The sequence below is a fragment of the Stenotrophomonas pictorum JCM 9942 genome, assembly GCF_001431585.1.
Classification (GTDB): domain Bacteria; phylum Pseudomonadota; class Gammaproteobacteria; order Xanthomonadales; family Xanthomonadaceae; genus Stenotrophomonas; species Stenotrophomonas pictorum.
In genome coordinates this window covers 1-18,170 of record NZ_LLXS01000042.1, presented here as the reverse complement: position 1 = coordinate 18,170, position 18,170 = coordinate 1, and the positions used below count along the sequence as shown (strand labels likewise).

The 18,170-nt window shown below is 66.2% G+C and carries 24 protein-coding genes and 1 pseudogene; 6 read left to right on the top strand and 19 right to left on the bottom strand.

The genetic code is table 11. The annotated features are described in order from the left end of the window. Positions 1-82 precede the first annotated feature (82 nt). The 12 genes and pseudogenes from ARC78_RS12235 to ARC78_RS12180 form a co-directional block, all read right to left on the bottom strand. Positions 83-250, bottom strand: a pseudogene (locus ARC78_RS12235) (HPr family phosphocarrier protein); the annotation flags it as partial. Continuing rightward, positions 243-635: a PTS sugar transporter subunit IIA gene (locus ARC78_RS12230; protein WP_054659207.1), complete on the bottom strand. Its 393-nt coding sequence runs from the start codon at positions 633-635 to the stop codon at positions 243-245. The gene ARC78_RS12230 and the pseudogene ARC78_RS12235, both read right to left, overlap by 8 nt. 64 nt (positions 636-699) lie before the next feature. Continuing rightward, positions 700-1,578, bottom strand: coding sequence for an RNase adapter RapZ (gene rapZ, locus ARC78_RS12225; protein ID WP_054659209.1), 879 nt, complete (start codon positions 1,576-1,578; stop codon positions 700-702). After that, positions 1,575-2,525 carry an HPr(Ser) kinase/phosphatase gene (gene hprK, locus ARC78_RS12220; RefSeq protein ID WP_054659211.1) on the bottom strand — a complete coding sequence of 317 codons (951 nt, stop codon included), beginning with the start codon at positions 2,523-2,525 and terminating at the stop codon, positions 1,575-1,577. The genes rapZ and hprK overlap by 4 nt, the downstream gene beginning before the upstream one ends. Further along, entirely contained in the window at positions 2,522-2,974 is a 453-nt protein-coding gene (locus ARC78_RS12215) for a PTS sugar transporter subunit IIA (protein WP_054659213.1), read from the bottom strand. The genes hprK and ARC78_RS12215 overlap by 4 nt, the downstream gene beginning before the upstream one ends. Positions 2,975-2,998: 24 nt before the next feature. Next, entirely contained in the window at positions 2,999-3,313 is a 315-nt protein-coding gene (gene hpf, locus ARC78_RS12210; protein WP_054659215.1) for a ribosome hibernation-promoting factor, HPF/YfiA family, read from the bottom strand. A gap of 60 nt (positions 3,314-3,373) precedes the next feature. Beyond that, positions 3,374-4,786 carry an RNA polymerase factor sigma-54 gene (locus ARC78_RS12205; RefSeq protein WP_054659217.1) on the bottom strand — a complete coding sequence of 471 codons (1,413 nt, stop codon included), beginning with the start codon at positions 4,784-4,786 and terminating at the stop codon, positions 3,374-3,376. Between the two features lie 44 nt (positions 4,787-4,830). Beyond that, positions 4,831-5,550 (bottom strand): LPS export ABC transporter ATP-binding protein, encoded by a 720-nt coding sequence (gene lptB / locus ARC78_RS12200; RefSeq protein WP_057506402.1) that lies wholly within the window; start codon positions 5,548-5,550, stop codon positions 4,831-4,833. Beyond that, positions 5,550-6,077 carry a lipopolysaccharide transport periplasmic protein LptA gene (gene lptA / locus ARC78_RS12195; RefSeq protein WP_089153159.1) on the bottom strand — a complete coding sequence of 176 codons (528 nt, stop codon included), beginning with the start codon at positions 6,075-6,077 and terminating at the stop codon, positions 5,550-5,552. The genes lptB and lptA overlap by 1 nt, the downstream gene beginning before the upstream one ends. Next, on the bottom strand, positions 6,055-6,621 hold the full coding sequence (lptC, locus tag ARC78_RS12190; protein ID WP_054659219.1) for an LPS export ABC transporter periplasmic protein LptC: 567 nt from the start codon (positions 6,619-6,621) through the stop codon (positions 6,055-6,057). Before lptC ends, lptA begins: the two co-directional genes overlap by 23 nt. Next, complete coding sequence (locus ARC78_RS12185) at positions 6,618-7,166, bottom strand: KdsC family phosphatase (RefSeq protein ID WP_057506401.1); 549 nt, start codon at positions 7,164-7,166, stop codon at positions 6,618-6,620. Before ARC78_RS12185 ends, lptC begins: the two co-directional genes overlap by 4 nt. 62 nt (positions 7,167-7,228) lie before the next feature. Continuing rightward, entirely contained in the window at positions 7,229-8,230 is a 1,002-nt protein-coding gene (locus ARC78_RS12180; RefSeq protein WP_057506400.1) for a KpsF/GutQ family sugar-phosphate isomerase, read from the bottom strand. A 53-nt stretch (positions 8,231-8,283) separates the two neighbouring features. Here ARC78_RS12180 and ARC78_RS12175 point away from each other — a divergent pair, with 53 nt between their 5' ends. Genes ARC78_RS12175 through ARC78_RS12165 form a run of 3 tightly spaced genes read left to right on the top strand, consistent with a single transcriptional unit; the run spans position 8,284 to position 10,140 of the window. Next, the gene (locus tag ARC78_RS12175; RefSeq protein WP_054658950.1) at positions 8,284-8,517 is read left to right on the top strand and encodes a BolA family protein; all 234 of its coding nucleotides are present in this window, start codon (positions 8,284-8,286) and stop codon (positions 8,515-8,517) included. A gap of 40 nt (positions 8,518-8,557) precedes the next feature. Next, entirely contained in the window at positions 8,558-9,832 is a 1,275-nt protein-coding gene (gene murA, locus ARC78_RS12170; protein ID WP_054658951.1) for a UDP-N-acetylglucosamine 1-carboxyvinyltransferase, read from the top strand. Further along, on the top strand, positions 9,829-10,140 hold the full coding sequence (locus ARC78_RS12165; RefSeq protein ID WP_054658952.1) for an EF-hand domain-containing protein: 312 nt from the start codon (positions 9,829-9,831) through the stop codon (positions 10,138-10,140). The genes murA and ARC78_RS12165 overlap by 4 nt, the downstream gene beginning before the upstream one ends. A gap of 56 nt (positions 10,141-10,196) precedes the next feature. Here ARC78_RS12165 and ARC78_RS12160 read toward each other — a convergent pair whose 3' ends face one another. The 6 genes from ARC78_RS12160 to purM all read right to left on the bottom strand — a co-directional run bounded on the left by ARC78_RS12160 (position 10,197) and on the right by purM (position 14,550). Beyond that, positions 10,197-10,880, bottom strand: a complete 684-nt coding sequence (locus ARC78_RS12160) for a DUF3108 domain-containing protein (protein ID WP_057506399.1) — start codon at positions 10,878-10,880, stop codon at positions 10,197-10,199. Between the two features lie 2 nt (positions 10,881-10,882). Beyond that, positions 10,883-11,650, bottom strand: coding sequence for a DUF3108 domain-containing protein (locus ARC78_RS12155; protein ID WP_054658953.1), 768 nt, complete (start codon positions 11,648-11,650; stop codon positions 10,883-10,885). A gap of 63 nt (positions 11,651-11,713) precedes the next feature. After that, the gene (gene purN, locus ARC78_RS12150) at positions 11,714-12,373 is read right to left on the bottom strand and encodes a phosphoribosylglycinamide formyltransferase (RefSeq protein ID WP_054658954.1); all 660 of its coding nucleotides are present in this window, start codon (positions 12,371-12,373) and stop codon (positions 11,714-11,716) included. After that, positions 12,370-12,978: a DUF2238 domain-containing protein gene (locus ARC78_RS12145; protein WP_054658955.1), complete on the bottom strand. Its 609-nt coding sequence runs from the start codon at positions 12,976-12,978 to the stop codon at positions 12,370-12,372. Before ARC78_RS12145 ends, purN begins: the two co-directional genes overlap by 4 nt. A 43-nt stretch (positions 12,979-13,021) precedes the next feature. Beyond that, the gene (locus tag ARC78_RS12140) at positions 13,022-13,465 is read right to left on the bottom strand and encodes a hypothetical protein (RefSeq protein WP_054658956.1); all 444 of its coding nucleotides are present in this window, start codon (positions 13,463-13,465) and stop codon (positions 13,022-13,024) included. A gap of 26 nt (positions 13,466-13,491) precedes the next feature. Further along, positions 13,492-14,550, bottom strand: coding sequence for a phosphoribosylformylglycinamidine cyclo-ligase (gene purM / locus ARC78_RS12135; protein ID WP_054658957.1), 1,059 nt, complete (start codon positions 14,548-14,550; stop codon positions 13,492-13,494). A 98-nt stretch (positions 14,551-14,648) separates the two neighbouring features. Here purM and ARC78_RS12130 point away from each other — a divergent pair, with 98 nt between their 5' ends. The 3 genes from ARC78_RS12130 to hda are packed head-to-tail and all read left to right on the top strand — an operon-like array spanning position 14,649 to position 17,655. After that, complete coding sequence (locus tag ARC78_RS12130) at positions 14,649-15,779, top strand: DUF2066 domain-containing protein (protein WP_199398917.1); 1,131 nt, start codon at positions 14,649-14,651, stop codon at positions 15,777-15,779. Further along, entirely contained in the window at positions 15,776-16,951 is a 1,176-nt protein-coding gene (locus ARC78_RS12125) for an AI-2E family transporter (protein WP_057506397.1), read from the top strand. The genes ARC78_RS12130 and ARC78_RS12125 overlap by 4 nt, the downstream gene beginning before the upstream one ends. Then, on the top strand, positions 16,948-17,655 hold the full coding sequence (hda, locus tag ARC78_RS12120) for a DnaA regulatory inactivator Hda (RefSeq protein ID WP_057506396.1): 708 nt from the start codon (positions 16,948-16,950) through the stop codon (positions 17,653-17,655). Before ARC78_RS12125 ends, hda begins: the two co-directional genes overlap by 4 nt. Here hda and ARC78_RS16790 read toward each other — a convergent pair. Further along, positions 17,656-18,170 (bottom strand): glycosyltransferase family protein (locus ARC78_RS16790; RefSeq protein WP_057506395.1); only part of this gene is annotated, 515 nt, incomplete at its 5' end. It abuts the gene before it with no gap.

Here is an 18,170-nt window from a genome sequence, read left to right as displayed (position 1 = left end):
CCTTGGGCGGCATCACCCCCAAGCAGCGGTTGGCCATGGCCGCATAGCTCTACTTCTCAGAACTCTGGTTAATGGGGGGATTACCGGCGGCCAGCAACATCACGCCCATGATGCTCTTGGCGTTGACCTCGCGGCCTTTGGCCAGCAGCGTGGCGTTGGCGCGGTAGCCGGACAGCAGCTGCACCAGTTTGGCGGTCGCGCGGGCATGGAGGCCCAGGCGATTGGATACGGTGAGTACTTGTTCAAGCATCGTCGATGATGGCTCCATTGCGTGCGCCCGCCGCCGCAGTGGCGGGCAGTTGGTCCAATCCCTGTTCCGGATAGTTCATGACCCGCAGCAGCATCGGCAGACTCAACGCGGACACGCGCCGCACCGGCGTGCCGAGGCGTGCGAGCTGGGCAGCCAGATTGCTGGGGCTGGCACCGTACAGATCCGTCAGCACCAGCACGCCGGCCTCACTCTCCACCCTGCGCAGCGCGGCCGAGGCCTGGGGCAGCAGGGCGTCGAGATCCGCGTCGAACGGTACTTCGAAAGCTTCGGTTTTCAGTGGAAGTTGTCGCAGCAGGTGTCTGGCAACGTCCAGCAGGGCACTGCCGACACCGGGATGGGTAATTAGGAGAACGCCACAGTTCATGTTGGAACGTTAACAGGTCAGACCGAGTCCGCGATAGCGGCAAAGACAGCCTTTTCCGGGCGATTCAATCCTGTTCGCGATGGAAGGTGGCCACGTCCTGCCAGCCGCGATCCCGGGTGTGGCGTGCCAGCCGTTCGGCCAGATACACCGAGCGGTGTTTGCCACCGGTGCAGCCGAAGGCGACGGTCACATAACTGCGGGTTTCGCTGCCGAGTTTGGGCAGCCAGGTGTCCAGCAGGTCCTCGATCTGGCTGACATAACGTACGACCTCGGGTTGGGCGTCCAGGTGCTCGCGGACCTCGCGGTCGCGCCCGGTCAGCGACCGTAGTTCCGGGTCCCAGTGCGGATTCGGCAGGACCCGCGCGTCGAACACGAAATCCGCCTCGGCCGGCACGCCGCGCTTGTAGGCAAAGGATTCAAACAGCAGCGACAGCGTGCTTTCCTTGCTCAGCGTGAAGTCGGTGATGACCCGGCGGCGCAGCTGGTGCACGTTGAGTTTGCTGGTGTCGATCACCGCGTTGGCTTCGCGCCGCAGCGGTGCCGTCAGCTCGCGCTCGCGGGCGATCGCCTCGGGAAGCGACAGGCCCAGGTGGCTCAGCGGATGGCGGCGCCGGGTATCGGCATAGCGCGCCAGCAAGGTGTCGTCGTTGGCTTCGAAAAACAGCAGCCGCGCATCGATGCCGTATTCCCGTGCTGTCTGGCGCCAGCGTGCCAGCTGGCTAAGGTCACTGCGTCCGCGCACATCGATACCCACGGCCATGCGCTGCGGGCTGTTTTCCGTCCCTTCACCGAGCACGCTGCGCACGAAGTCCGGCAGCAGGTTCACCGGGATATTGTCAGAACAGTAGTAATCCAGATCCTCGAAGGTCTTCAGGGCGACGGATTTGCCCGAACCGGACAAGCCGCTGACGATGACGAGAGTCGGGGAGGACGACGCGTTCATGGGGTGCGTTGCTCCAACAGGTTGCTGTGGCGGGCGATGAACATGGCGGCCGGATCGATGCCTTTGGTGCGCAGGATATGCAGCCGGGTGGCCGCTTCGGTCAGCACCGCGAGGTTGCGGCCGGGCATCACCGGCAAGGTGATCAGCGGCACATCCAGATCCAGTACGTGACGCTTGCCCGAATCGCCGGTCAGGCGCTCGTAGCCATAGCTGCCCGGTTCGGTCATCGGCTTGGTCAGGTGGACGATCAGGCGAAGATACTTGTTCTTCTTTACAGCCGTGTCACCGAACATCTGGCGCACGTTGAGCACGCCCAGGCCACGCACTTCCAGCAGATCCTGCAGCAGTTCGGGGCAGGTGCCGTCCAGGACGTCCGGGGCGATCTGGGTGAATTCAGGTGCATCGTCGGCTACCAGCCGGTGTCCGCGGGAAAGCAGCTCCAGTGCCAGCTCGCTCTTGCCCGAACCGGCTTCACCGGTGATCAGCACGCCGATCGAGTAGATCTCCATGAATACGCCGTGCAGGGTGATGCGCGGCGCCAGGGTGCGGGCCAGATGATAGGAGAGGTGGTTGAGCAGCTCGTGACCGCGCTTGGGCGAGATCCACAGCGGCGTCTGCGACTCATCGGCCGCGGCGCGCAGGTCTTCCGGGCAGCCGTGATTCTTGGTGATGACCAGTGCCAGCGGGTGGGCCTGGATGATGCGCTCGATGACCTCCCAGCGCTGGCGCGCATCAAGCGAATCCAGCCACGCCAGCTCCTCGGTACCGAGGATCTGCACCTTGTTCGGGTAGATGGTGTTCAGATAGCCGGCCAGTGACGGGCGCCGGGCGACGGTATTTCCGGCCTCCAGCTCGCGCTTGCCGCCGGCCTGCCCGGCGACCCAGCGCAGGTCCAGGCGTTCGCGCTGCTGGTCGAAGAGTTCACGCGCGGTGATGCTGGTATTCATGCCGAATGCACCCGCTGTGGATCGTCAAGAATCTGCTTGAGAGCTGTTTCATCCGCGGCCTCGCGCAGGGCCGCGCGTATGCCGCTGTCGGAGAACATCTCCGCCAGCTCGGACAGCAGCATCAGGTGTTGATGGGTGTAATGCGCCGGCACCGCCATCGCGAAGACCAGATCCACCGGCTCGTCGCCACCGAAGTCCACGGGTTGCACCAGTCGCAACAAGGCGCCACGGGGGCGTTCAAGCGTGGCCGAGCGGCCGTGTGGAATGGCGATGCCATGGCCGATGGCGGTGCTGCCGACGCCTTCGCGCTCGCACAGGCTCTGGAAAATACGGTCTTCAGCGGCTTCTCGGCAGGCCAACAAACGGGCGGCGGCACGAAGGGTGCTGATGCGATCAGCGGCCGCGAGCACCTGGGTACTCACGGCCGCCATCAGGTCATTCAGGGGCATGTCTGCAACGGGCGAGGGCGTCTGTCAGCCATTGTCGCGCAGTGCATGCGGTGCGTGGGGAAGATTCTTTTCCTTGTACCTGATGACCAGCCGGTCGAGCTTGTCGGCCAGGATGTCGATGGCCGCATACATGGTCTGTGCGCCGGCTTCGGCGTGCAAGGTCTGGCCGGGGAGGTTGGCGCTGGCGTCGACGTGGTGTTCGTTCTTCTGCAGTGACAGTGTCACCCGGACTTCGCAGTGCTGGTCGAAGTGTTTGGCCAATCGCTGCAGCTTGGTTTCCACATACTCCTTCAGGGCGGGCGTGACTTCCACGTCTTTGCCAAACGTCTCGATACGCATCGGATTCCTCCTGTGGTTCGGGGTTGCCTTGATGAACCCTGCGCCGGACCTGCGAATGCTTCAGACGATGCGGACGCGTTCGTGGGAGGCGGAGATGTTCATGGCTTCACGATACTTCGCAACGGTGCGCCGCGCTACCGGTATGCCGGAGGTTTTGAGCATTTCAGCCAGCTTGGCGTCAGAAAGCGGCTTGCGCGGGTTTTCCGCCTCGATCAGCTTGCGGAGCATCGATTGGATGGCGGTGCTGGAGGCTTCACCGCCGCTGTCGGTGTCGATGCCCGAGGCGAAAAACGCGCGCAGCGGCAAGGTGCCGCGCGGGGTGCGGACATATTTGCGGGCGATGGCACGCGAAATGGTGGATTCATGCAGTTCCAGCTCGCCGGCGATCTCGCGCAGGGTCAGCGGGCGCAACGCCTGCGCGCCGAACTCCAGGAACGCGGCCTGGTGATGCAACAGGCGGTTGACCACCCGCAGCAGGGTCTCGCCGCGGGCTTCCAGGCTCTTGAGCAGCCACCGGGCCTCCTGCAGCTGGGCGCGCAGATAGCTGGCATCGGCATCGCCACAGCGGCGGATCAGCTGCTCGTAGCCACGGTGGATGACCACGCGTGGACCGGCATGGCCGGCCAGGGCCGCGCGCCAGACGCCGCGCTGGCGCCACACCACGCAATCCGGGACGACATAGCTGTCTGTGGAAAGCTCGCCGATCTGCTTGCCCGGGCGCGGATCCAGCGAGCGCAGCAGTTGCACCGCTTCATCGACGGCGGCCACCGGCTGTTTCAGCTCCTGGGCGATTCCGGCGATGCCCGCGCGTGGCAGGCGCTCGAGTGGACCGTCGGCGATCACGCGCGCCAGCGCCAGCCCGGCGGTATCCGCCGGCAGGACGTGCAGCTGCAGTTTCAGGCATTCGCCCAGCGTGCGTGCGCCAATGCCGACCGGATCGAAGCGCTGGATCTGGTGCAGTACGGTCAGGATTTCGTCTTCGTCCGCGCGGATATCCGGCAGCAGCGTCTGCGCGATGGCCGCCAGCGGTTCGCGCAGATAGCCGTCGTCATCGAAGGCATCGATCAGCGCTGCACCTATCGTGCGGTCGCGGCTGTTAAGGGGGGACAGGTGCAGCTGCCAGAGCAGGTGGTCGGCGAGCGTTTCCGGCTCGGCCACGCGGTCGCTGGCATCGTCGTCATCGCCGTCGAACGATCCGCTTTTCCCGCCGCCCCAGTCCGGATCATCGGTGGACCAGTCCGGCCGATCCTCGTCCTTGCCGCTGTCGGCCGTTGATCCGCTGCGTTCGCCGGTGTCGCTGGCCGCGGTCTGTTCGGCGTTCTCGGCCCATTCCAGCAGTGGATTGGTTTCCACCGCTTCGGCCAGCTCCACTTCCAGCTCGGTGCTGGACATCTGCAACAGCTTGATGGCCTGACGCAATTGCGGCGTCATGACCAGATGCTGTCCCAGCGATGTCTGCAGCCGTGCTTTCATGCCGGTGCCTGTCCAGGAAGGGCGGATGGCCGGGCGGTCGCCGCTCAGAGGGTGAAGGTGTCTCCGAGATACACGCGGCGAACGTCGGTATTGGCCAGCAGTTCGTCCGGTGCCCCCTGCGCCAGTACGCTGCCTTCATTGAGGATATACGCGCGGTCGCAGATTCCCAAGGTCTCGCGCACGTTGTGGTCGGTGATCAGCACCCCGATGCCACGCTGCTTGAGGTGGGTGACGATGCGCTGGATCTCGCCGACCGAGATCGGATCGACACCGGCGAAGGGTTCATCGAGCAGGATCAGGCGTGGCTTGGCGGCCAGCGCGCGTGCGATCTCGCAGCGACGGCGTTCGCCGCCGGAGAGGCTGGCACCGGCCTGCTCGGCAACGTGACCGATCTGCAGCTCGTCCAGCAGCGAAGACAGCTCGCGCTCGCGGCCTGCGGCATCCAGGTCCTCGCGCAGTTCCAGCACCAGGCGGATGTTGTCGGCCACGGTGAGCTTGCGGAACACCGACGGTTCCTGAGGCAGATAACCCACCCCCAGCTTGGCGCGCGAGTACATCGGATCGGAGGTGATGTCGCGTCCGTCCAGCTCGATACGGCCGGCGTCGCTCTCCACCAGGCCCACGATCATGTAGAAGCAGGTGGTCTTGCCGGCGCCGTTGGGGCCGAGCAGGCCCACCACTTCGCCGGCCGCCAGGGTCAGGCCGAAGTTCTTGACGACTTCGCGGTTCTTGTAGCGCTTGCGCAGGCCTTCGGCGATGAGCATTACTTCTTCTCTCCCGGGGTTGCGGCCTTGTTCTTGGGCTGGATCACGGTGCGCACACGGGTGCCGTCGCCGCCGCTCTGCATGGCGCCGGAACGGGTGTTGTAGACCATGCGCTGGCCGGAGTTGGAGCCGCGCTCGGAGTCGACCTTGTAGTTGCCGGTCAGGATGATGATTTCGCTGCCGACGTTGTAATCCATGCTGTCGGCGCGGGCGTTCATCCAGGTGTTGTCGTCCATCTGCTGTTTCAGCGTGGCCTGTTTGCCTGTCAGCACGACACGTTCGGTTTCACCGTTTTTCTGGATCACGTCGGCGGTATCGGCATGGATCTCCAGCGTGCCCTGGGTGATGACCACGTTGCCGCTGAAACGGCACTTGCCGTTGTCACCGGTCATGTTGCAGTCGCTGCTGGTCGAGTCGATGGTCATCGGCTGGTTGCGGTCGGCGGCCTTGGACCAGGCCAGACCCGGCGCAAGGAGGCCGGCGAGCAGAGCGAGTGACGCGAGCTTAGCGGGCAGCAGTGGGTTCATAGCGGGTCTTGACCTGGGAAAGGAGGGAATATTGGCCGGATTTCAGATTGGCCCGGAAGCCGACACCGCTCTGGTGCAGACCGGGGCGGGTCATGGTGACCTGCCCGTCGGTACGGGCCAGATTCTGCTCGGGGAACACATCCAGTGCATCGGTGCGGAAGGTGGTGGGCGGGGTTTTGCCGTCGCTGGGGCTGTCGCCGGCGACATTGCCGCGCAGGCGCATCTCCTCGCCCTTGGCGCTGACCCAGCCGGTGTCCGATTGCAGCTGCCAGTGGTGGCCGGCCGCATCGGGCAGCAGGAACAGCGGACGGGTGATGGTCATCGATTCATCGGCCCGGCTGCGCTCCATGCTGGGCGCCCGCAAGGTGGTGGATTCCTTGCCTTGCTTGTCGAGCGCCACGATCTCGAAATCGCTCAGCACGTAGTCCGAGCGCAGGCTGTCGGCAGCGACCGGAACGGCCGCTTTGCGGTGGTGCCAGGCCGACCAGCCGCTGGCCAGCGCGGCCGCTGCCAGGCCAATGCCGAGCAAGGTGCGCCAGTTCATCGTGCATACCTCGCCAGCACCGCGTCCAGCTTTCCTTGCGCGGCCAGCAGCACGTCGCACAGTTCGCGTGCGGCGCCACGGCCGCCGGCGGCACGGGTCTGCCAGTGCACGCGCTCGGTGATCCAGGGGTGCGCGTCCGCCGGTGCCACCGCCAGGCCGACCGCGCACAGTGGCGCCAGATCGGGCAGGTCGTCGCCCATGAAGGCCACCTGCTCCAGGCCGATGCCGTGCTGTTGGCACAAGGCGCGCACGCTGGCGAGCTTGTCGCCGACCGCGATCTGGGTGTCGATGCCCAGGTCGGCGCCGCGCTTCTGCGCGGACAGGCTGTTGCGCGCGGTGATCAATACCGGATGGATGCCATGCTGCTGCAGCAGTTTCAGGCCCAGTCCGTCCTGCACGTAGTACGCCTTGCTCTCGTTGCCGGCATGGTCGTAGAACAGGCGGCCGTCGGTCAGCGTGCCATCCACGTCAAAGCACGCCAGCCGGATGGCGCTGGCGGTGACATGCAGGGCGGAGGGAAAGTGCTCGAGCGGGGAATAGGGCATGTGCGGTGCGGTCCGTTGCGGCTTGACCGGGCCGGGGCCCGGAACGCGTCATTGTGCTGGCTTTAAACCACTTTTGCCCGCAACAGGTCATGAATATTCAGGGCGCCGACCGGACGGTTGCCGGCATCGACGACGATCAGGCCGTTGATCTGGTGCGTCTCCAGCAGACGCGCGGCTTCCACGGCCAGCTGGTCGGCGCCGATGGTGCGCGGGTTGCGGGTCATCACCTGGGCGATGCCGACGGTGCGCACGTCCAGGTCGGTATCCAGCGCCCGGCGCAGGTCGCCATCGGTGAACAGTCCCGCCAGGCGGCCCTGGGCATCGACGATGGCGGTCATGCCCAGACGCTTGCGGCTCATCTCCAGCAGTGCCTCGCTCAGGCTGGCATCCTCGCGCACGCTGGGCAGGTCCTCGCCGCTGTGCATCACATCGGTGATGTGCAGCAGCAGGCGCCGGCCGAGGCTGCCGGCCGGGTGCGAGCGGGCGAAATCATCGGCGGTGAAGCCGCGCGCATCGAGCAGTGCCACCGCCAGCGCATCGCCCATCGCCAGCGAGGCGGTGGTGCTGGAGGTCGGTGCCAGCGCCAGCGGGCAGGCCTCGTTGGCGACGTTCACATCCAGATGCACGTCGGCGGCTCTGGCCAGGCTGGACTGTGGCTTTCCGGTCATCGAGATCAGCGGGTTGCCCTGGCGCTTGAGCACCGGCAGCAGCATCAGCACTTCGTCCGACTCACCGGAATAGGACAGTGCCAGCACCACGTCGTCCTCGGTGATCATGCCCAGGTCGCCATGGCCGGCTTCACCCGGGTGCACGTAGAACGCAGGGGTGCCGGTGGAAGCCAGGGTGGCGGCGATCTTGCGCGCGATGTGCCCGGATTTGCCCATGCCGGTGGCGACCACCCGGCCGCGCGCGCCCAGGATCAGGCGGCAGGCGGCAGCGAACTCGGCGCCCAGACGGTTGCCGACGCGGTCCAGCTCGGCCTGTTCGATCTCAAAGACACGGTGGCCGCTGGCGATCAGGTCGGCATCACGGACCGCGTTCAGCGAAAGGGGGGAAGCAGCCATACGGGCGCCACTCGGAATAGTAGAATGGGCGCCCATTTTATTAGGAAAGCGCTTTGGACGCCGAAACCATCCGAAACCTGATCGAAACCGGCCTGCCAGGCGCCCGTGCGGACGTGCAGGGTGACGACGGCGTGCATTTCGAGGCCACGGTGGTGTGCGAGGCGTTTGCCGGCAAGCCGCTGCTGGCGCGGCACCGCATGGTCAATGCCACGGTCAAGGCGCAGCTGGACAGCGGCGCGATCCACGCGTTGGCACTGAAAACCGTTACGCCGGCAGAAGCCGGCTGAGCCGGCAACTCTCTCCTTTCTACTTATCGGCCCTTACTCCATGGCAAAAATCGTAGTCACCGGCGGCAGCGCGCTGAACGGTGAGGTCAATGTTTCCGGCGCCAAGAACGCCGTTCTGCCGATCCTGTGCGCCACCTTGCTTGCCGATGCGCCGGTGGAGATCACCAACGTGCCGCACCTGCACGACGTGATCACCACCGTGAAGCTGCTCGGCGAGCTGGGCGCCAAGGTCACCATCGACCAGGGCACGCTCTCGCGCGGCAGCGCGATCGTGGTCGATCCGCGCACCGTGGATCAGCATGTCGCCCCGTATGAGCTGGTCAAGACCATGCGCGCCTCGATCCTGGTGCTGGGGCCGTTGCTGGCCAAGTTCGGTCAGGCCGAAGTGTCGCTGCCGGGCGGTTGCGCGATCGGCTCGCGTCCGGTGGACCAGCACATCAAGGGCCTGCAGGCGCTGGGTGCGCACATCACCGTCGAGAACGGTTTCATCAAGGCCCACGTCGATGGTCGTCTGAAGGGCGGGCACTTCACTTTCGACATGGTCAGCGTGACCGGTACCGAGAACGTGCTGATGGCCGCGGTGCTGGCCGAAGGCACCACGGTGCTGGACAACGCGGCGATGGAGCCGGAGGTGTCGGATCTGGCGCATTGCCTGATCGCACTGGGCGCGAAGATCGAGGGCATCGGCACCGCGCGGCTGGTGATCGAAGGCGTCGAGCGTCTGGCCGGCGGCCGCCATGCGGTACTGGCCGACCGCATCGAAACCGGCACCTTCCTGGTGGCCGCGGCGATGACCGGCGGGCGCATCGTGGTGCGCAACGCGCGTCCGGACACGATGGATGCGGTGCTGGCCAAGCTGGTCGAGGCCGGTGCGGAGATCGAAGCCACCGAAGACACCATCACTTTGGACATGCACGGCAAGCGGCCCAAAGCGGTCAATCTGACCACCGCGCCGTATCCGGCGTTTCCGACCGACATGCAGGCGCAGTTCATGGCGCTGAACTGTGTGGCCGATGGCGTGGGCGTGATCAACGAAACCATCTTCGAGAACCGCTTCATGCACGTACAGGAGCTGCAGCGGCTGGGGGCGGACATCCAGATCGAGGGACGCACCGCGATCTGTCGCGGGGTCGAGCGCCTGAGCGGCGCGCCGGTGATGGCGACCGACCTGCGTGCTTCGGCGTCGTTGATCCTGGCCGGTCTGATGGCCGATGGCGACACCACCATCGACCGCATCTACCACCTGGACCGTGGCTACGAGAACATCGAGGAGAAGCTCGGTGCGCTCGGTGCCGGCATCCGGCGCATCGCATGATCATCAAGGGCCGCTTCACGCCGCGTCGGCGGGCCCTGCTGGTGCTGGTGCTGATCGCACTGGTTTGGCTGGGCTGGGCCTGGTATTCCGGCGTGGCGATCACCCGCGGGGTGGAGAAGGAGCAGATGGACTGGAATGGCGATGGCCAGGTCAGCCGTGACGAGTTCCTGCAGGCCTTCTACGCGGTGACGGTGCAGGATGCGGAGGAGGGCAATCGCCAGTGCCGCAGCTTCCTGTGGCGCAGCAGCGGCGAAGAGTTCCGTCGTGACTGCAAGACGGTATTCAAGCGCGATGCTCCGGCCAAGTGAGGTTGCAGCAACAGAAAAGCCCGGCATTTGCCGGGCTTTTTTTGTGGCTGCGGGGGTCAGTGGATCGACTTGATGGTCAGGTCCAGTGCGTCCTGGCCGTTTTCCCGTTGCAGCAGGCGCGCGGGCACCGGCATGCCGGCCACGATCCAGGCGATCTGCTCCTTGTTGCCGTCCACGCGCGAGACTTTGGTGGCCTCGCGCGGCTTGCCGTCGATCGTCACGTTTTCCTTGCCGACCACCCGGTAGGTCATCGGCTTGATGCGGCCGTCGTCGACCATGCGGTAGCTCAGCGGTTTGCCGGCGGCCAGGTCGCGGGCGATGGCGAGGTTGATCAGCAATGCATCCATGTCGCCATCGCGCAGGCGGATCGGGCCGCGGCGTTCGGGCTTCACATCGCCACTCCAGGTGGCCTGTTTGCTGTTCCAGTCATAGCTGGCATCGACCTGCTTGCGCTTGATCAGCAGCACCGAGCGGTCGTGGCTGCTGAGCGGGCGCAGTTTGCCGGCCAGCTCATCGAACACCGTGCTCTGGCTCAGATCGGCCATCGGATTCTTGATCTGCAGGCTGTAGCGCCAGCGATTGGCGCCCTCCGCGGCCAGCGTCATCACGCCGTTGGCCTGCATGCCCATGTAGCTGGCCTGGTAGTTCGCGGTGAAGGGCTCCATCGCCAGTACCGGCAGGCTGGCCAGGGCCAGGACGGCGGTGGTGGCGATGCGAAGCAGGCTCGGAATACGGTTCATGCTCAGGCTCCTTGGTATTCGATCAGGCGCAGGTCGATCTCGTCCTCGCCGTCTTTGCGTTGCAGGATGCGCACCGGGGTGGGTACGCCATTGGCGATCCACAGGACGGTTTCGTCATTGCCGCCGTTGGTGCGGTAGACCCGCAGGGCGTCATAGCTCAGGTCGCCGATCTGGACGTTCTCGGTGGCATCGGCGGCCCGGTATTCGTACTGGCGGACGCGGCCGACATCGACATAACGGTACTGCAGCGTCTGCCCGGGGCGGGCGTCGCGCATCAGTGACAGATTCAGCAGCAATGCGCTCTGGTCGCCGCGCTGCAGCGGGATGGGCTGCTGCCGTTCCTTTTTCAGGTCGCCCTGCCATTGCGCGGTGCCGGTCTGCCAGTTGTAGACGCCGGTGACTTTCTTGCCCAGGAACAAGGCCTTCTTCACCGTGCTCTGGCTGAGCGGGGTGTAGACGCTGCCCTCGTTGTTGAAGACGGTGCTCTGTTCCAGATTCAGCCCCAGCACGCTGGCGAATCCGCGTTTGCCGCGGACGGCCATATCCACCCGCCATTGCGCGCCTTCGCTGTGCACCACGCGCAGCGTCGCGTCACCGGCTTCCTTGCCCTTGTAGAAGGCCTGGTAGGTGGCCACGAACGGTTCCAGCGCCGGCGCGGTCCATTCGGTGGCCGGCAAGGGCACTGCCGGTGCCGAGGGCTGCTGTGCGGAGGCGCCTGCCGCTACCAGCAAGGTGATCGGCACCAGCGATTTGAATGGCGCGAATGTCATGCGGGACCAGGTCCGTAAGGGAAGGAGGATCATGCCAGCCGACCGGTTGGCGCTATGTGGGGATCAGGCGCAAAGGGTTCCGGCGGAATCTAGGCGCAGCGGCCTAAACAGGGACTGACCATCCAGGCGGATGCGGCCATCCTGTTCAGTTACGCGGCCGGTCGCGAGCAGGCGCACACTGGCCAGCAGCAACGGGTGCTCCACCGCCAGTACCCGTGCCGCCAGCGATTCGGGTGTGTCATCGGCCAATACCGGTACCCGGGCCTGGGCGATCACCGCCCCGGCGTCCAGTTCAGGTACGACGAAGTGCACGCTGGCGCCATGTTCGGTGTCGCCGGCCTCGATGGCGCGGGCGTGGGTGTGCAGCCCCTTGTGCCGCGGCAGCAGCGAGGGGTGGATGTTGACCAGACGGCCGCTGAAACGCTCGACGAAGCCGGCGCCCAGGATGCGCATGTAGCCGGCGCAGACGATCCAGTCCGGATTGCAGGCGGCCACGGCATCGCCAAGCGCTTCATCGAACGCCTCGCGGCTGGCGAAGTCCTTGGGCGAGCGCGCCCAGCGCGATGGGGCGGGCACCTTGTCCAATGCACGGGCGCCGGGTCGGTCGGAAAATACGCCGACGATCCGCGCCTCCAGCTGGCCGGCGGCGATGCCATCGATCAGGCATTGCAGGTTGCTGCCGCGCCCGGAGGCGAGCACCGCGATACGGGGAGGGACGGTCATCGTGTGGATTTCCTGGTCAATGGCCATGTCAGCAGGCTGCCGAGCGTAGCCAGCAGCATGTCGGCGTGTGCGTCCCAGATGTCACCTTGCTGGCCGTTGTAGGCCTCGGCCGCATCCGGTGACAACAGCAGTGCGATGCCCCACTCGAACCATTCGTAGACCAGGCTGGAGCACATGATCACCATCACCGCCAGGCTGAAGGCCTGGCCGCCACGCAGCGCCGGCCAGCCATGGCGCGCCAGCTGGGCCAGCGCCGGGGTGAAGCACAGGCCGTAGAGCACGTGGATCAGCCGGTCGAAATGGTTGCGTTGCCAGCCGAAGGCCGCATCCGGTGACCAGCCGGTCAGCGCCTGCGCCCACAGATCATAGGGAACGTTCGAATACAGCCAGCGGGCGCCGATGCTGTGCAGGGCGATGAAGCCGCAGATCGCCACGAACGCGCCATTGCCCAGTGGCCAGCGGCGGTCCACCCATCCCAGTGCGGCCAGGCCGATGATGGTCAGCGAGCTGTGCAGGGCCTGCTCCAGCGGCCACATCGGTTTGATCCAGGTGGCGATGAACACCGCCAGCACGGCGAAGAAGGCGGCTTTCTTGGTGGCGCTCATGCAGGGTGGCGCGGCAGCAAGGCAAATGGAGACGGTGCGGGTTTCAAGCGAACGCCGCCTTGACCGGCGGTCGCATCAGCACGATCAGGGTGAATATCCCCAAGACCGTGCCGAAGGGCATCAGCATGCAGGAGAGAGCGGCCACCACCAGGCACAGCGTGTAACGCCGGCGTTGCGTCAGGCAGCGCCCGGCGTAGGCCATGAAGCCGGCCAGGGTCAGTCCGCAGACGATCATCACCCCGGCGAAGATCACGAAGATCCAGCCGAACATCTCCGGGGCGATGGGCGGGTTGCCCGGGTGGGTCGGCTGCATTGGCAGCGTGCCGTTGACCATGGCCAGCCCCATCACCAGGTGCAGCACCGGGAACAGCGAAAAAAGCCCGGTGATCGCCGCCACCACATAGTGGAAGATCGCCAGCAGCCGCAGCTGGCTGGCGTTGTCCTCGCCCGGTGCTGGCGGCCGGACGGGGGAATTCACTGCATCCATGAGTGGCTCCTTGCTGGTCGGCGGTCTCAGCCGATCCGCACGCGCTCGTCGCCTGTGGCGGGCACCACTTCACCGATCTGCCAGTGCGCCAGCGCCAGCGCATCGAGCGCGGCGTTGATGGCAGCCACTTCGGCGGCCGGTACGGCCAGCACGAAGCCGATGCCGCAGTTGAAGGTGCGCCACATCTCGCTGTCGGCGACATTGCCTTCGCGCTGCAGCCACTGGAACACCGGCGGCAGGGTCCAGCTGCGGGCATCGATGGTGATGCCCAGACCCTCAGGCACGACCCGGATGATGTTCTCGGTCAGGCCGCCACCGGTGATATGGGCCATGCCGTGGACCGAAGCGCCGTGCGATTTGAGCAGCGACAGGATCGGCTTGACGTACAGGCGGGTCGGCGCCATCAGCGCGTCCAGCAGCGGTGTGCCATCTTCCAGTACCACGTCGGTCGGGCTGCCGGCGCGCTCGTAGATGCGGCGCACCAGCGAATAGCCGTTGGAATGCGGGCCGGAGGAGGCGATGCCGATCAGCACATCGCCCTGGGCCACGGCAGAGCCGTCCTTGAGCTCGCTCTTTTCCACGCCGGCGACGGTGAAACCGGCCAGGTCGTATTCGCCCGGGGCATACATGTCCGGCATCTCGGCGGTTTCGCCGCCGATCAGCGCGCAACCGGCCTCGGTGCAGCCGTTGGCGATACCGCCCACGACGGCCGCGGCGGTATCGATGTCGAGCTTGCCGGTGGCGAAGTAGTCCAGGAAGAACAGTGGCTCGGCACCTTGCACCAGCACGTCGTTGACGCACATGGCGACCAGATCGATGCCGATGGTGTCGTGGCGGCCCAGCTGCTGGGCCAGCTTCAGCTTGGTGCCGACGCCGTCGGTACCCGACACCAGTACCGGCTCGCGGTACTTGTTGGACAGGTCGAACAGGGCGCCGAAGCCACCCAGTCCGCCCATCACTTCAGGTCGGAAGCTGCGCTTTACCAGCGGCTTGATGCGCTCGACCAGCTCGTTGCCCGCGTCGATGTCGACACCGGCGTCACGGTAGGTGAGGGGAGAGTTGGCAGAGGTCGGGGAACTGGTCACGGGCGGCTGCACTGGCGGAGTGAACGGTCGATTTTAACAGGCCACGTTGGCGCGAAGGCCGCATTCGGGCAACAATTCCCTCCGGAAACCGTCGAGCAATGGAAATTTCAATGCGTCGCAGCCTGGTCACAATCCTGTTTCTGGCGCTTTGCCTGCCGGTGCCGCTGGCGTGGGCGCAGTCCAGCACGCGTACCGAAGGTGATGTTGCCAGCGCCCGCGGCGCCTACGAGGCCGAGGTGCCGGTCAACAGCCAGGCCGATGCGGACCGCAACGGGGCGCTGGCCCGGGCGTTGGGGTCGGTGCTGGCCAAGCTGTCGGGTGACCGCAGTGCAATGACCCGCCCGGGTGTGGCGCAGGCGCTGCGCAATGCCAAGGACTATGTCGAAAGCTACGACTACCGGCAGGACCAGGGCACCTCCTCCACCGGTGCGCCGAGCTTCCGCACGGTGCTGGTGGCGCGCTTCCGGCAGGACGATGTGGACGGTCTGGTGGCCGCGCTGGGACTGCCGGTGTGGCCACAGCCGCGGCCCAAGCCGGTGGTGTGGCTGGCCATTGACGATGGCAGCGGTCCGCGTCTGGTCGGCGTGCAGCAGTCCAATGCGGCGCGGGTGTTGCTGGATCGCGCGGTCGAGCGCGGTTACAAGCTGGGGTTGCCGGCTGGCGGCGCGGCCGAGCAGGCGCTGGTCGGAGCGATCTGGCGCGGCGACACGGCGGCGGTGGCACGGGCCTCGGCGCGCTATTCACCACCGATGCAGCTGATCGGCAAGCTTTACCGGGGGGCTGGCGGCTGGGTGGCCGACTGGGTGTTCGTGGATGGCGGCCGCGAGTTGTCGCGCTGGACCACCCGTGATGGCGATGCCCGCCGGGCGATGGCCGGTGGTGCCGATGGTGCGGCCGATGCGCTGGTCAAGCGCTATGCCAAGGCGTCGGAGTCGGGCAAGGCCGGCGTCTACCGGATTGCGGTAAGCGGTATCCACAGTGCCGACGATTACCTGCGGCTGGCCGCCTCCCTGCAGGGCGTGCCGGTGGTCAAATCGATCATCCCGGTGCAGGCCAGCGCCGACCGGCTGGTGCTGGATCTGGAGTTGATGACGGGTCTGCCGGGCTTCAACCGGATGCTGGGCCAGGATGCGGCCTTGCAGCCGCTGGCACCGGTGGTCGCCAGTGGAAGCGATGAGCCGGCGTCCACGGCTCCCGCATACCAGCAGGCCGAGTACCGCATCCGATGAGCCATTCCGCCGAAGAGGAAATCGCGCTGTTCCTGCGCCGCCTCAAGTGGGTGGTGCTCAGCGCTTTCGGTCTGTGGGTGACCTGGTTGCTGGCGCCGATCCTGACGCCGTTCGTGATCGCCCTGATGCTGGGCTGGCTGGGTGATCCGCTGGTGGATCGGCTGGAAGCGCGCGGGCGCTCGCGCAACACCGCGGTGATTCTGGTGTTCGTGCTGATGACCCTGCTGGTCATACTCGCGCTGCTGATCCTGGTGCCGATGATCCAGCGCCAGATTTCCACGCTGGCGGCGGCACTGCCGCAGGCGCAGGACTGGCTGGTCACCAAGGCGATTCCGTGGATCGAGCAGAAGAGCGGCCTCCAGATCATGGCGTGGCTGGCCCCGGAAAAGCTGTTCGACTGGGTGCGCAGCCACTGGCAGCAGGCCGGCGGTGCAGCGACCGCGCTGTTCGGCTATGTCTCGCGTTCGGGCTTTGCGATGGTGGCACTGGTGGTCAACCTGGCGCTGCTGCCGATCCTGACCTACTACTTCCTGCGCGACTGGGACAAGCTGATCGAACGGGTGGCCTCGCTGATCCCGCGCAACCATATCGAGACCGTGTCGCGTCTTGCCAGAGAATCCAACGACGTGCTGGGCGCGTTCATCCGCGGCCAGATCGCGGTGATGATCGCGCTGGGTGTGGTGTACGCCGCGGGCCTGTCGCTGGTCGGATTGAACCTGGGGCTGTTGATCGGCCTGGTGGCCGGGCTGATCAGCTTCATCCCGTATCTGGGGGCGACCACCGGCGTGGTACTGGCGATCCTGGCGGCGCTGGTGCAGGCACAGGGCATCGACCTGCAGCTGCTGGTGCTGGTGGGGGTGGTGTTCACGGTCGGCCAGCTGCTGGAAAGCTATGTGCTGACGCCGCGTATCGTCGGCGACAAGATCGGTCTGCATCCGGTGGCGGTGATCTTCGCGGTGATGGCCGGTGGGCAGCTGTTCGGCTTTCTGGGCATGCTGCTGGCGCTGCCGGCGGCGGCGATCATCAATGTATTGCTGCGGTATGCGCATGAGCGCTATCGCCATAGTGAGTTGTATGCCGGCCAGCAACAGGCGTCGGTGATCGTGGTGGATCCGCGTGGTGACACGCTCGCGGACGGAAAGATCGTGTTGAAGGACGTTGAACCGAAGTGAGCGTGCCGCAGTTGCCCCTGGTCTTGCGCTATCCGCCAGACCAGCGATTCGAGAATTTCATCGGTGCGCCGGATGGCGTGCTGGCCCAGTTGCGTGCGATTGCGGCTGGCAGCAGTCGCGATTGGGCCTATCTGGCCGGCGCCGCCGGGACCGGCAAGACCCATCTGGCCTTGGCGCTGTGCGCGGCGACCGAACAGTCGGGAAGGGCTCCGGCCTACTTCCCGCTGGCCGCGGCGCAAGGCCGTCTGCGTGATGCGCTGGAGGCCCTGGAAGGGCGCGAGGTCATTGCGCTCGATGGCCTGGAGGCCATTGCCGGGCAGCGCGAGGCGGAGGTCGCGTTGTTCGATTTCCACAACCGCGCACGCGCCGCTGGCGTGACCTTGCTCTATACCGCGCGGGCCACGCCCGAGGCGCTCGGGCTGGTGCTGCCGGACCTGCGCTCGCGGCTGTCGCAATGCGGGCGCATCCTGCTGTCGCCGCTGGATGATGAAGGGCGCGGTGCGGTATTGCGCGAGCGCGCCATCCGCCGGGGACTGGCGCTGGACGAGGCCGCCATCGACTGGTTGCTCACCCGCACCGATCGCGACCTGAGCGGATTGGTGGCGCTGCTGGAACGGCTGGACCGCGAATCGCTGGCGGCCAAGCGCCGCATCACCGTGCCGTTCCTCAAGCGTGTGCTGGAAAGCCTGCCGCCGGAAGCCTGATCAGGCGTTTTCCCCGCGCAGCTGGAGCTCCAGCTGGTGCAGGCGTTGCGGTGTTCCCACATCGGTCCAGTGGCCGCGATGGTGCTGGCCCGTCACCAGGCCGCGGGCCATCGCCGCACGCAGCAGCGGCGCCAGCTTGAAGCGCGGCGGTCGCTGTGTGCTGCCGTCGTCCTCACCGATCACCTGCTGCCAGTCGCGCAGCAGTGCCGGCGCATATAGCCCGACGCCGGAGAAGGTCAGTCGCGGTTGCGTGCCCTGGTCGTGCACCCGGCCGTTGCCGTCCAGAATGAAATCGCCGTGCGGGTGATGCTCGGGGTTGTCGACCAGCACCAGGTGGGCCAGGCCTTCCGGCCGGGCGGGAAGCCGGGCGAAGTCGAAATCCGTCCAGATATCGCCGTTGACCGCGATGAATGGCGCGTCCCCCAGCAGCGGCAGGGCGTTGAGCATGCCGCCGCCGGTTTCCAGCGGAACCGGGCCTTCCTGGATGAAATGCAGCCGCAGATTCCAACGGCTGC